General features: G+C 55.6%; 13 protein-coding genes. 12 read left to right on the top strand and 1 reads right to left on the bottom strand.

The genetic code is table 11. From position 1 onward, the window contains the following. Positions 1-926 (bottom strand): glutamine synthetase family protein (locus KQJ18_RS15380; RefSeq protein ID WP_216422239.1); only part of this gene is annotated, 926 nt, incomplete at its 3' end. Positions 927-1137: 211 nt separating this feature from the next. Between KQJ18_RS15380 and puuD the strand changes: the two genes are divergently transcribed. From puuD to appB, 12 genes are all read left to right on the top strand, one after another. Beyond that, positions 1138-1902 (top strand): gamma-glutamyl-gamma-aminobutyrate hydrolase, encoded by a 765-nt coding sequence (gene puuD, locus KQJ18_RS15385; RefSeq protein ID WP_003838709.1) that lies wholly within the window; start codon positions 1138-1140, stop codon positions 1900-1902. 25 nt (positions 1903-1927) lie between these two features. Further along, a complete protein-coding gene (puuR, locus tag KQJ18_RS15390; protein WP_038637926.1) occupies positions 1928-2485 on the top strand; it encodes an HTH-type transcriptional regulator PuuR in 558 nt (185 codons plus the stop codon). 138 nt (positions 2486-2623) lie between these two features. Then, positions 2624-4111: an aldehyde dehydrogenase PuuC gene (gene puuC / locus KQJ18_RS15395; protein ID WP_216422240.1), complete on the top strand. Its 1488-nt coding sequence runs from the start codon at positions 2624-2626 to the stop codon at positions 4109-4111. Positions 4112-4113: 2 nt separating this feature from the next. Continuing rightward, a complete protein-coding gene (locus KQJ18_RS15400) occupies positions 4114-5394 on the top strand; it encodes an FAD-binding oxidoreductase (protein WP_038637921.1) in 1281 nt (426 codons plus the stop codon). A gap of 208 nt (positions 5395-5602) precedes the next feature. Continuing rightward, the gene (hyaA, locus tag KQJ18_RS15405) at positions 5603-6730 is read left to right on the top strand and encodes a hydrogenase 1 small subunit (protein ID WP_079225335.1); all 1128 of its coding nucleotides are present in this window, start codon (positions 5603-5605) and stop codon (positions 6728-6730) included. Beyond that, positions 6727-8520, top strand: coding sequence for a Ni/Fe-hydrogenase large subunit (gene hyaB / locus KQJ18_RS15410; protein ID WP_216422242.1), 1794 nt, complete (start codon positions 6727-6729; stop codon positions 8518-8520). The genes hyaA and hyaB overlap by 4 nt, the downstream gene beginning before the upstream one ends. Positions 8521-8539: 19 nt before the next feature. Next, positions 8540-9274, top strand: coding sequence for a Ni/Fe-hydrogenase b-type cytochrome subunit (gene hyaC, locus KQJ18_RS15415; RefSeq protein WP_137346890.1), 735 nt, complete (start codon positions 8540-8542; stop codon positions 9272-9274). Beyond that, entirely contained in the window at positions 9271-9852 is a 582-nt protein-coding gene (gene hyaD / locus KQJ18_RS15420) for a hydrogenase 1 maturation protease (RefSeq protein WP_087856447.1), read from the top strand. Before hyaC ends, hyaD begins: the two co-directional genes overlap by 4 nt. Positions 9853-9857: 5 nt before the next feature. Beyond that, positions 9858-10259: a hydrogenase-1 operon protein HyaE gene (gene hyaE, locus KQJ18_RS15425; RefSeq protein ID WP_216422244.1), complete on the top strand. Its 402-nt coding sequence runs from the start codon at positions 9858-9860 to the stop codon at positions 10257-10259. Then, positions 10259-11116 (top strand): hydrogenase expression/formation protein, encoded by an 858-nt coding sequence (locus tag KQJ18_RS15430; RefSeq protein WP_216422250.1) that lies wholly within the window; start codon positions 10259-10261, stop codon positions 11114-11116. Before hyaE ends, KQJ18_RS15430 begins: the two co-directional genes overlap by 1 nt. Before the next feature lie 90 nt (positions 11117-11206). Next, positions 11207-12751: a cytochrome bd-II oxidase subunit 1 gene (gene appC / locus KQJ18_RS15435; RefSeq protein ID WP_216422246.1), complete on the top strand. Its 1545-nt coding sequence runs from the start codon at positions 11207-11209 to the stop codon at positions 12749-12751. A gap of 11 nt (positions 12752-12762) precedes the next feature. Beyond that, positions 12763-13824, top strand: a 1062-nt coding sequence (appB, locus tag KQJ18_RS15440; RefSeq protein ID WP_216422248.1) for a cytochrome d ubiquinol oxidase subunit II, incomplete at its 3' end; no start/stop codon positions are given.

The raw sequence follows: 13824 nt of genomic DNA on the forward strand, positions 1-13824 counted from the left end.
CGCTTAAGTAACGCGGAATCATCGCCATTCGCATCGGCCAGCACGTTCTCGCCTTTGTTATTCATAATGCTGATGTGGATATGCATCCCGCTACCGGCATGCTCCTCATAGGGCTTTGCCATAAAGGTGGCATGCATCTTATGTTTCTCCGCCACCAGCCGCACCAGGCGCTTCAGCGCCAGCGCATCGTCACAGGCGTCGAGTACGTTATCGGTATGGATGAGATTGATTTCAAACTGACCAGGAGATGCTTCGGCCACCGCACCGTCGGCCGGGATCAACTGCAGACGGGCCAGTTCGTCGATATCGTTCAGCACATCAGCAAAGTGGTTCAGGTTATCAACGGAGTAAACCTGACTTTGGGTATTACGATCGTCCGTTCCCGGCGCGCATGGCGGCTGCAGATAACCTTCGGGATCGCGCTTGCGATCGAGTAAATAGAACTCCAGCTCTACCGCTACGACGGGGAACAAACCGCGCTGGCGCAGTTTCTGCCAGAGTCGGTTGAGAACGTTCCGCGGCTCAACGTCAAAGGGAGCGCCATCTTCATCCAGCATTGTCAGCATCATCTGGCCAATAAATTCCGGATCGGCGGCCGAAGGGGTTAACGTTCCGAGCACTGGCACACAGGTCCTGTCCGGTTCGCCAAGTTCTTGTCCTAACCCCGCCTCTTCCACCACATTGCCCAGAATGTCCATCGCGAACACCGATGCGGGAAAATAACAGCCCTTCTCTAACTTAGACAATCCCGACACGGGAATGCGTTTACCGCGAAAACAACCATTAAGGTCGGTTAACAGCACATCGACAAACTGCGTGTTGGGATAACGTTCCAGATATTGCTTCACTTCGCGCGCAAACGCGCTACTTCGCCTCTCTTCAGAATGCTGAACAAAATTCTCAACTTCTACGATATTGGTTTCCATGATTCACCGCCGTTGGCCTGGTAAGCTTTCTGTGATTTGACTGTTAAATATAATGTCCACCCTTCGACTCTGGATGCAAACAATTTGTTTGTCAAATGTTAAATTAAGTTTGCTAGAAGGTTATTACGCTGCTAGATTGAGAAAATAATGAACGGAATTGCACAACAAGGAACCGTTTGGCAATAATTTATTCCAAAACGTGAGGTCGATCATGGGCAATATATTTGACAAGCCAGTTATTGGTGTAGTGATGTGTAGGAACAGGCTTAAGGGTCACGAGACCCAGACTCTGCAAGAAAAGTACCTGAATGCGGTTTTGAATGCCGGTGGATTACCGATAGCGTTACCTCATGCGCTCGCGGAGCCAGAATTACTGAACGCGCTGTTACCAAAACTGGATGGTATCTTCCTGCCTGGAAGCCCAAGCAATGTGCAACCGCACCTCTATGGTGAAAATGGCGATGAGTCTGACGCCGATCCGGGGCGTGATCTTCTGAGCATGGCGCTAATTACCGCCGGGCTCGAAAGGCGCATTCCCATTTTCGCCATCTGCCGGGGCTTACAGGAATTAGTTGTCGCCACTGGCGGGACTCTGTATCGTCGCCTGTGCGATCACTCACAGTTCCTGGAACATCGTGAAGATGCGGAACTCCCGGTGGAGCAGCAATACGCCCCATCTCATGAAGTCCAGGTTCAACAGGGAGGATTGCTGTCGCAATTAATACCAGGTTGCAGCACGTTTTGGGTTAACTCCTTACATGGTCAGGGCGCAAAAACGCTTGGCCCGCAGCTGCGTGTGGAAGCACGATCGCAGGATGGATTAGTGGAAGCGGCCAGCGTTCACGACCATCCTTTCGCGCTCGGCGTGCAGTGGCACCCGGAATGGAACAGTAGCGAATACGCCCTGTCGCGTTTGTTACTTGAAGGTTTTATCACCGCTTGTCAGAACCACCTCGCTGAAAAACAGCGACTCTGACCACTACTGTTAAGGAAATGCAATTATGAGCGATGACGGCCTGGCGCCGGGTAAACGTTTGTCAGAGATCCGCCAGCAATTGGGTCTTTCGCAACGTCGTGCCGCCGAACTGTCTGGGTTGACGCATAGCGCCATCAGTACCATAGAGCAGGACAAAGTCAGTCCTGCCATCAGTACGCTGCAAAAGCTATTGAAAGTATATGGGCTGTCGCTCTCCGAGTTCTTCGCGGAACCGGAAAAGCCTGACGAACCGCAGGTGGTTATCAATCAGGATGATTTGATTGAGATCGGGAGTCAGGGAGTATCCATGAAGTTAGTTCACAACGGAAATCCGAATCGTACGCTGGCAATGATGTTTGAAACCTATCAGCCAGGCACGACAACCGGGGAGAGAATTAAACACCAGGGTGAAGAGATTGGGACAATACTGGAAGGTGAAGTCGTTTTGACCATCAACGGTCAAACGTATCATCTTGTTGCAGGGCAAAGTTATGCCATTAACACCGGCATTCCACACAGCTTCAGCAACACCTCGGCAGGGATCTGCCGCATTATCAGTGCCCACACTCCCACCACATTCTAATAAGTAGCGGCCTGAGTTTCTCAGGCCTTCTTAAATAACGCGCATTAACAGGGTAAATCCCTGGGGCATCGTGCAGCCTGATTTTGCCTGAAAAAGATCAGCAACGAACTTTATCTTATTGATATAAAAGGAGTAGCTATGAACTTTCAGAACCTTAAATATTGGCGTGAGAAAGCCAGTCATTATTCGCCGGAAACCCGTTTATTTATTAACGGCGAATATTGCGCCGCCGCCGATAACGAAACCTTTATTACTCAGGATCCGGCCGGGCAGCGCCCACTCGCCAAAGTCGCCCGCGGCAAAAAAGCGGATGTGGATCGTGCGGTCACCGCAGCCCGCGCCGTCTTTGAACGCGGTGACTGGTCGCAGGCAACACCCGCAGAGCGCAAGGCGGTTCTCCACAAGCTTGCAGATTTAATGGAGCAGCATCACGAGGAGCTGGCGCTACTGGAAACGCTCGACACCGGTAAACCGATTCGCCATAGCCTGCGTGATGATATTCCAGGCGCGGCGCGCGCCATCCGGTGGTACGCCGAAGCTATTGATAAAGTCTATGGCGAAGTTGCCACCACCTCGGTAAACGATCTGGCGCTGATTGTGCGCGAACCCGTGGGCGTAATCGCGGCTATCGTTCCGTGGAACTTTCCCCTGCTACTGGCCTGTTGGAAACTTGGCCCCGCGCTGGCCGCCGGTAACAGCGTGATCCTCAAACCCTCGGAGAAGTCCCCGCTGACCGCCATACGTCTTGCGGCACTGGCTAAAAAAGCGGGTTTGCCCGATGGCGTTCTCAGCGTGGTTAGCGGGTATGGTCACGAAGCGGGCCAGGCGTTGTCACAACATCCGGATGTCGATGTGATCACTTTTACTGGCTCAACCCGCACCGGCAAGCAACTGCTAAAAGATGCTGGCGACAGCAACATGAAACGCGTGTGGCTGGAAGCTGGCGGTAAAAGCGCCAACATCGTGTTTGCCGACTGCCCGGATCTAGCGAAAGCCGCCGCCACTGCCGCGGCAGGCATTTTCTACAACCAGGGTCAGGTCTGTATCGCCGGTACGCGTCTGCTGCTGGAAGAGAGTATTGCCGACGAATTTATCGCGCTGTTGAAAGAGCAGGCGAAAAACTGGCAGCCGGGCAACCCGCTCGATCCTGAAACCACGATGGGCACGCTTATCGACAATGCGCATGCCGACACCGTGGACACCTTTATTCGCGACGGTGAAACGCAAGGCACGCTGGCGCTGGATGGTCGCAGCCATGTCCATCCGGCGGCTATCGGCCCGACGATTTTTGTCGATACCGCGCCGCAAGCCCACGTCAGCCGCGATGAGATCTTCGGCCCGGTACTGGTCATCACCCGTTTTAGCAGCGAAGCCGAAGCCCTGGCGCTGGCCAACGACAGCGACTACGGCCTGGGCGCCGCGGTCTGGACCCGCGATTTGTCGCGCGCCCATCGCATGAGTCATCGCCTGAAGGCCGGTTCAGTCTTCGTGAATAACTACAACGACGGTGATATGACCGTACCGTTCGGCGGTTATAAGCAAAGCGGAAACGGGCGCGATAAGTCCCTGCATGCCCTGGAAAAATTTAGCGAACTGAAAACCATTTGGATCTCCCTGGAGCCTTAATCATGACTGAACATACCAGCAGTTATTACGCCGCAAGCGCCAATCAGTACGAACCGTTTCCCACCCTTAGCGAATCGGTTAGCTGTGATGTCTGTGTCGTGGGCGGCGGCTATACCGGACTCTCCTCCGCCCTGCATTTAGCGGAAATGGGTTATGACGTGGTGCTACTGGAATCCGCACGTATTGGTTTTGGGGCCAGCGGACGCAACGGCGGCCAGTTGGTTAACTCTTACAGTCGCGATATTGATGTTATCGAACGCAGCTACGGCCCGGATGCCGCCAAAATGCTCGGCAGCATGATGTTTGAAGGCGGCGACATCATTCGCGAACGCATTAAACGCTATCAGATTGACTGCGATTATCGTCCTGGCGGGCTGTTTGTGGCGCTGAACCATAAGCAGATGGAAACGCTGGAAGAGCAGAAGTCGAACTGGGAACGCTACGGCAACACACAGCTTGAACTGTTAGACAGCAGCGAAATTCGCCGCGAAGTCAGTAGCGATCGCTATGTCGGCGCGCTGCTCGACCACAGCGGTGGCCATATTCATCCGCTCAATCTGGCGATTGGCGAAGCTAACGCCATTCGTCTGAACGGCGGACGCATCTTCGAACAGTCGCCGGTCACCCGTATTCAACACACCAGCCCGGCGGTGGTCAGCACGGAAAAAGGTCAGGTGACAGCCCGCTTTGTGATCGTCGCGGGCAACGCCTACCTTGGCGATAAACTGGAACCTGCGCTGGCCAAAAGCAGCATGCCGTGCGGCACCCAGGTGTTAACCACCGAACCGCTGTCCGCTGAAATGGCGCGTTCGCTGATCCCGAAAAACTACTGTGTGGAAGATTGCAACTACCTGCTGGATTACTACCGTCTGACCGGCGATAACCGCCTGCTGTACGGCGGCGGTGTGGTCTACGGCGCCCGCGATCCGAACGATATTGAACGCCTGGTGATGCCGAATCTGCTGAAGACCTTCCCGCAATTGCGGGGGGTAAAAATTGATTACCGCTGGACCGGTAATTTCCTGTTGACGTTATCACGTATGCCGCAGTTCGGCCGCCTCGATACCAATATTTACTATATGCAGGGTTACAGCGGTCACGGCGTGACCTGTACCCATCTGGCTGGACGCCTGATTTCCGAACTGCTGCGCGGGGATGCCGAGCGCTTTGACGCATTCGCCAACCTGCCACACTACCCGTTCCCGGGAGGCCGCAGCCTGCGCATTCCGTTTACCGCCATGGGGGCGGCCTATTACAGCTTACGCGATCGCCTTGGGGTTTAAGTTCTTCCGCGATAAACCCGACGCACAGGGCGGTCTCCCCTGTGCGTTTTTTTATTCCTGGTCGGTGAAAAACAGATAACAGTCACGAATATATCGCTATAGGACATAACCACACTCTTCGCATTGTTTCTCTCCTCTAATCGGATACGCTTTTTTAGATATCGCTGGCGGCATGCGCCAGAACTCAACGGGGGAAGAAACGCGTGTTATGAATACGAATAATGAGGAGACCTTTTATCAGGCGATGCGCCGGAAGGGAGTGAGCCGACGCAGTTTTCTTAAATATTGTAGCCTCGCCGCAACATCGCTGGGATTAGGGGCTGGAATGACGCCCCGAATAGCCTGGGCGTTGGAGAACAAACCCCGGATCCCGGTCGTCTGGATCCACGGGCTGGAATGTACCTGCTGTACCGAATCGTTTATTCGCTCCTCGCACCCACTCGCCAAAGACGTCATCCTCTCTCTGATTTCCCTCGATTACGACGACACGTTGATGGCCGCCGCCGGAACGCAGGCCGAAGAGGTATTTGAAGACATTCTGCGCCAGTACCACGGCCGCTACATTCTGGCCGTCGAAGGTAATCCTCCGCTGGGTGAACAAGGGATGTTCTGCATTAGCGGCGGAAGACCCTTTGTGGAAAAACTCAAACGCGCCGCCGCCGGAGCCAGCGCGATCATCGCCTGGGGCACCTGTGCCTCCTGGGGCTGCGTGCAGGCTGCCCGGCCTAACCCCACCCAGGCAACCCCAATCGATAAAGTGATCACCGATAAGCCGATCGTGAAAGTGCCCGGCTGCCCGCCGATTCCGGACGTCATGAGCGCCATCATCACCTACATGGTGACGTTTGACAGACTGCCTGAACTCGACCGTCTGGGGCGTCCGCTGATGTTCTACGGGCAGCGTATTCATGACAAATGTTACCGCCGCGCCCACTTTGACGCCGGGGAGTTCGTCGAAAGCTGGGATGATGACGCCGCCCGCAAAGGCTATTGCCTGTACAAAATGGGCTGTAAAGGGCCAACCACCTATAACGCCTGCTCCACCACCCGCTGGAATGGCGGCGTTTCCTTCCCCATCCAGTCCGGTCACGGTTGTCTGGGATGTTCAGAGAACGGCTTCTGGGATCGCGGTTCGTTCTACAGCCGCGTGGTTGATATTCCACAGATGGGAACGCATTCCACCGCCGATACCGTGGGCCTCACCGCGCTTGGCGTCGTGGCTGCCGGCGTCGGCGTCCACGCCGTCGCCAGCGCCGTCAACCAACACAACCGCCACAAACAGCAATTAGCCGACGCCAGACAGCAGTCGTCAGATAATGAGGATAAACAGGCATGAGCCATTCATATCAAACCCAGGGATATACCTTAAACAATGCCGGTCGCCGTCTGGTTGTGGATCCCATTACGCGTATTGAAGGTCATATGCGTTGTGAAGTGAACATTGATGAGCAGAACATCATCACCAACGCGGTTTCTTGCGGCACCATGTTCCGCGGACTGGAGATCATTCTTCAGGGTCGCGACCCGCGCGACGCATGGGCATTTGTCGAACGAATTTGCGGGGTGTGCACCGGCGTACATGCCCTTGCCTCTGTCTACGCCATTGAAGATGCCATTGACATTAAGGTGCCCGACAATGCCAACATCATTCGCAATATTATGCTGGCCACGCTGTGGTGCCACGACCATCTGGTGCACTTTTACCAGTTAGCCGGAATGGACTGGATTGACGTGCTGAATGCTCTGAAAGCAGATCCTCGCGCCACATCGCAACTGGCGCAGAGTCTTTCTGCCTGGCCGATGTCCTCACCGGGCTACTTCTTTGACGTCCAAAATCGGCTGAAGAAATTTGTCGAAGGCGGTCAGTTGGGGATTTTCCGTAACGGTTATTGGGGCCATCCGCAGTACAAGCTATCGCCAGAGGCTAACCTGATGGGCTTTGCCCACTATCTGGAAGCGCTCGATTTTCAGCGCGAGATTATCAAAATCCATACGGTGTTTGGCGGTAAAAACCCCCATCCTAACTGGATTGTCGGTGGTATGCCGTGCGCTATCAATATCGATCAGAGTGGCGCTGTAGGCGCGGTCGATATGGAACGCCTGAACCTGGTGCAGTCGATCATCACCCGCACCGCTGACTTTATCAACAATGTGATGGTGCCTGACGCGCTGGCTATCGGTCAGTTCAATAAACCCTGGAGCCAGATTGGCACCGGGCTTTCTGATAAATGCGTTTTGAGCTACGGCGCGTTCCCGGATATCGCCAACGACTTCAGCGACAAAAGCCTGTTGATGCCTGGCGGCGCGGTGATTAACGGTGATTTTAACAACGTATTGCCTGTGGACCTCGCCGATCAGCAGCAAATTCAGGAGTTTGTCGATCACGCCTGGTACCGTTACCCGGACGATCAGCTGGGCCGCCACCCCTTCGAAGGCATTACCGAACCCTGGTATAACCCCGGCGATGTGAAAGGCAGCGATATTAATATCCAGCAACTTAACGAACAGGAACGTTACTCGTGGATTAAAGCCCCGCGCTGGCGGGGACACGCCATGGAAGTTGGACCGTTAGCGCGTACGCTGATTGCCTATCACAAAGGGGATGCCGCGACGATTGAATCCGTGGATCGCATGATGTCCGCCCTCAAACTGCCGCTGTCGGGCATGCAGTCAACGCTGGGCCGAATTCTGTGCCGGGCGCACGAAGCGCAGTGGGCAGTGAGCAAGTTGCAATATTTCTTCGACAAGCTGATGACCAACCTGAAAAACGGCAACCTGGCGACGGCGAATACCGAAAAATGGGAGCCAGAAAGCTGGCCGCAGCAGTGCCGCGGGATCGGTTTTACCGAGGCGCCGCGCGGGGCATTAGGCCACTGGGCATCGATTCGCGACCAGAAAATCGATCTGTATCAGTGCGTGGTGCCAACCACCTGGAATGCCAGCCCGCGCGATCCAAAGGGGCAAATTGGCGCTTACGAGGCGGCGCTGATGGGCACCCAAATGGCGATACCGGATCAACCCCTGGAGATCCTGCGCACCTTGCACAGCTTCGACCCCTGCCTGGCATGTTCAACCCACGTGCTTGGCGACGACGGCAGCGAACTGATCGCAGTCCAGGTTCGCTAAGCGTTGAGGAAAAGGAACGATGACTGGAAAGATATCCCCACGCGTCGGGGAGGCGCGTGATACCGCCGTCAGCCACTATGTGTTTGAAGCGCCTGTTCGCTTGTGGCACTGGCTGACGGTAGGCTGCATGTTGGTTTTGATGGTGACCGGATACTTTATTGGCCGACCGCTGCCATCGGTCAGCGGCGAGGCCACCTATCTGTTCTATATGGGCGACATCCGGCTGGCGCATTTCGCCGCCGCCATGGTGTTCACGGTGATACTGCTGATGCGCATTTACTGGGCCTTTGTCGGTAACCGTTATTCACGCGAGTTGTTTATCGTGCCGGTCTGGCGTCGCAGTTGGTGGCAGGGGGCGTTTTCGGTAGTGCGCTGGTATCTGTTTCTGGAAAAGAAACCAGGGGAGGATATCGGACATAACCCCGTTGCGCAGGCAGCGATGTTTGGCTATTTCCTGCTCTCCGTTTTTATGATCCTGACCGGTTTTGCCTTATACAGCGAGCATAGCCAGTACGCCATTTTCACTCCCTTCCGCTATGTGACGGAGTTTTTCTACTGGACCGGCGGCAACTCTCTCGATATTCACAGCTGGCACCGGCTAGGAATGTGGTTCATCGCCGCCTTCATCATAGGTCATGTGTACATGGCTATCCGCGAGGACATCATGTCCGACGATACCGTCATCTCGACCATGGTCAACGGCTATCGTAGTCACAAATTTGCCAAACGTCAGCGCGACAAGGAGGCGTCATGAGCGAACCGAACGTCATCGTGATGGGCTTAGGCAACCTGCTGTGGGCAGACGAAGGGTTTGGCATTCGCCTCGCGGAGCGCCTGTACGCCCACTATCACTGGCCAGAATGGGTAGAGATTGTCGATGGCGGCACCCAGGGGCTGAATCTGCTGGGCTATGTTGAACAGGCCAGCCATTTGCTGCTGCTGGACGCCATCGACTACGGACTCGCGCCGGGCACCCTGCAAACCTACGCCGGTGACAAAGTCCCCAGTTACCTCAGCGCCAAAAAAATGAGTCTGCACCAGAACAGCTTCTCCGAGGTGCTGGCGCTGGCAGATATTCGCGGCCATCTCCCCGCGCACATCGCTCTCGTGGGACTGCAGCCGGTACAACTGGACGACTATGGCGGCAGCCTGACCGACATCGCACGCACTCAGCTCCCGACAGCGGAACAAGCCGCGCTTACGCAGCTGGCCGCGTGGGGTATCGCGCCACAGAGAAACGAGGAAACGCGTTGCCTGAACTATGAATGCCTGTCGATGGAAAACTATGAAGGCGTGCGTATTCGCCAGTATCGCGTGACGCTGGAGGAATAAACAATATGTTAAATGACACCCCATTTTCTGCGTTATGGCAACGTATGCTGGCGCGTGGCTGGCAACCGCTGAGCGCGTCTGAACTGGATGGCTGGGTAACCCGCGTGGGCAATGGCGTGGTCCTGCTCAGCAGCGATCCCCGCCGCACGCCGGAAGTCAGCGACAACCCGGTCATGATTGCCGAGTTACTGCGGGAGTTTCCCCAGTTTGCCTGGCAAATAGCCATGGCCGACCTTGAACACAGCGAGGCGATCGGCGATCGTTTTAGCGTGTTCCGCTTCCCGGCCACACTGGTGTTTATCCACGGCGAGCTGCGCGGCATTATCAGCGGCATCCACCCCTGGGCTGACCTGCTTAACCTGATGCGGCCCTTAGTTGAAGAACAGATACCGCCGGAGTCTGCATGATGAGCGATTCCTTTTTTCATCTGCTGGGTCCGGGTACGCAGCCGGGCGATGATAGCTTCAGCATGAATCCCTTGCCCCTCACCTGCCAGGTCAACTGCGACCCCAGCATGGCGATGCTGGAAAACTGCCCGCACAGCCCGGCGGTGATGGCATTGTTAGCCGATGTACGCCACCAGCTCGCCCGGAGAATTCCCGCCAGGCAGGAGGTGTTAAGATGGGATCTATCCACGCTCAACGCCGACGATCTCACGTTTTTGAATACGCTGCTCGGTGAAGGCGAAGTTTCAGCGCGCATCCAGCATGCTGACGGCCGGGAAAGTGAAATTCAGGAGTCGATTTTCTGCGGCATCTGGCGAGTGCGTTGTCAGAATGACAAGGGCCAATGGGAAGAATATCTGGAAGCCGGTAGCGCGCCGCAGGCGCTGTGGCAGGCGGCAACACTCAATACGCTGCCGGACGATAGCCTGCTGCCTCCGCCCATCGACGGATTGATGAATGGCCTGACGCTGGCCCAGGAACTGCTGGCGCACCTGCGCGATCCGGCCACGCGTCCTCATAGCATTAACCTCACCCAACTGCCTGTTAGCGACGCGGATCGCCGATTCCTCGCCAATCTGTGCGGCGAAGGGCACGTACAGATCCGCACCATCGGCTACGGCGAGAGCCAAATCGACGCCACGGCGCTGCGCCATGTCTGGCATGTGCGCTGTCTGGATACCCTGAAAGGGCTTTTGCTCGAGAGTTATGAGATCTGTCCATTACCGGAACTGGTACTGGCTGCGCCGGAAGATCTGCTCGACTCGCTCGAGCGCCTGGATGAAGTCTGCGCCTGGCTGGCATCCGGCCCGCCTGCCTGACTCCCCTCTTTAAGACCCGCGTGTTTTTCTGCTGCGGGTCTGACGTTTTCTTCTTTATCTATTCACTCTCTAATGCCTGATGGAGTTCGCATGTGGGACGTCATTGACTTATCGCGCTGGCAGTTTGCGCTGACCGCGCTGTACCATTTTCTGTTTGTTCCCCTGACGCTGGGGCTGATATTTTTGCTGGCCATCATGGAAACCCTGTTCGTGGTGACCGGCAAAACCATCTACCGCGACATGACCCGTTTCTGGGGAAAATTATTCGGTATTAACTTTGCGCTCGGCGTGGCTACCGGCCTGACCATGGAGTTTCAGTTCGGCACTAACTGGTCGCTCTATTCCAACTATGTGGGCGATATTTTCGGCGCCCCGTTGGCGATGGAAGCCCTGATGGCTTTCTTTCTTGAATCCACCTTCGTCGGGCTGTTCTTCTTCGGCTGGCAGCGTTTAAACAAGTACCAGCACTTACTGGTGACCTGGCTGGTCGCGTTTGGATCCAATATCTCGGCGCTGTGGATCCTCAACGCTAACGGCTGGATGCAATATCCGACCGGTGCTCACTTTAATATCGATACCCTGCGCATGGAGATGAGCAGTTTTAGCGAACTGGTCTTTAACCCTGTCAGCCAGGTGAAATTTGTCCATACCGTGATGTCCGGTTATGTCACGGGTGCCGTGTTTGTGATGTCCATCAGCGCCTGGTATCTGCTGCGTGGTCGCAATCGCGAGTTTGCCCTGCGCTCCTTCGCGGTGGGTTCCGTTTTTGGCACGCTGGCTATCCTCGGCACCCTGCAACTGGGTGACAGTTCAGCCTATGAGGTCGCCCGGCTCCAGCCGGTAAAACTGGCGGCAATGGAAGGAGAATGGCAAACCGAGCCCGCCCCCGCTCCTTTTCATGTCATCGCCTGGCCGCAGCAGGAACAAGAGCGTAACGCCTTTTCCGTGAAGATACCGGCCCTGCTGGGTATCCTGGCGACGCACTCGTTAGATACCCCGGTTCCGGGACTCAAAAATCTGATGGCGGACGCGCTCCCCCGCCTGCAGCGGGGCCGGGAAGCGTGGTTATTGTTGCAGGAAATCGCCAACGGCAAACGCACGCCTCAGGTGCTGAAGGCTTTCCACGCCGTAGAAAATGATCTGGGTTACGGCATCCTGTTGGCGAACTACGCGCCTGATATGAACCACGTTACGCCCGCGCAATATCAGGCCGCGCAACGCGGCGCCATCCCGCAGGTGGCCCCCGTGTTCTGGAGCTTTCGCATCATGATTGGATGCGGTTCTCTGTTGTTGCTGGTGATGGCGATTGCGCTGATACAAACCTTACGCTGGCGTATCGACCAGCATCGCTGGGTACTGCGCATGACGCTGTGGAGTCTGCCGCTACCGTGGATTGCCATTGAAGCAGGCTGGTTTATGACGGAGTTTGGCCGTCAGCCGTGGGCGATTCAGGATATTTTACCCACCTGGTACGCCCACTCCGCGCTGAGCGCGAGCCAGTTGGCCTTCTCCATGGGGCTTATCCTTACGCTTTACACCCTGTTTTTAATTGCAGAGGTCTACCTGATGCAAAAATACGCGCGTCTGGGTCCAGATACGATGCGGGACCAACAACCGGCGCAACAACAGGGATAAAGGAGATAATCATGTTGGATTATGCAACGCTGCGGCTCATTTGGTGGCTGCTAATTGGCATCATTCTGGTGGCCTTTATGGTCACTGACGGATTTGATATGGGGGTCGGCTGCCTGTTGCCGCTGATCGCGCGTAACGATGACGAACGCCGGGTATTAATCAATAGCGTCGGGGCGCACTGGGAAGGTAATCAGGTGTGGCTCATTCTGGCGGGCGGCGCATTATTCGCCGCCTGGCCACGCGTGTACGCCGCCGCTTTTTCGGGATTTTATGTGGCGATGATTCTGGTGCTATGCGCCCTTTTCTTTCGCCCGTTAGCTTTTGACTATCGCGGTAAAATAGCCAACGCGCGCTGGCGCAGAATATGGGACACTGGGTTGGTTATCGGCAGTCTGGTTCCGCCTGTTATTTTCGGCATTGCGTTCGGCAACCTGTTTTTGGGCGTGCCTTTTATCCACACGCCGCAACTGCATGTGCAATACCTGGGCACCTTCTGGCAGTTACTCTCTCCCTTTGCCCTGTTGTGCGGCGCGTTAAGCCTGATGCTGGTTATTCTGCAAGGGGGCGTGTGGCTCCAGTTAAAAACCGATGGCATCGTTCGCCAACGCGCGCTGTCCGCCACCCGCCGCAGCGCAATGCTGGTGGTACTCTGCTTTCTGTTAGCCGGTTACTGGCTGTGGACAGGAATTGATGGCTTTGTGCTGCTTAGCCAGGATCCTAATGGTCCTTCCAACCCGCTATTAAAAGCGGTGACGACCTCACCGGGCGCGTGGATGGCGCACTTTTATCAGTCACCAGTGCTGTTAATTATTCCGCTGCTTGGCATGATTTTCCCGATGCTCGCGATCTATGCCTGCAGGCAACGTCGTACCGTATGGGGATTTTTGTGCGCTTCACTGACCCAGGCCTGCGTGATCTTCACCGCCGGAATCACCCTGTTTCCGTTTGTGATGCCTTCAAGCGTGCAACCCCTGTCCAGCCTGACGGTGTGGGACAGTACCTCCAGCCAGATGACGCTCAGTATCATGTTGGTTATTGTGCTGATTTTTCTACCGATAGTGCTGCTTTATACC

It is taken from the genome of Citrobacter sp. S55_ASV_140 (assembly GCF_018919505.1).
In the GTDB taxonomy this organism is placed as follows: Bacteria; Pseudomonadota; Gammaproteobacteria; order Enterobacterales; family Enterobacteriaceae; genus Citrobacter; species Citrobacter werkmanii.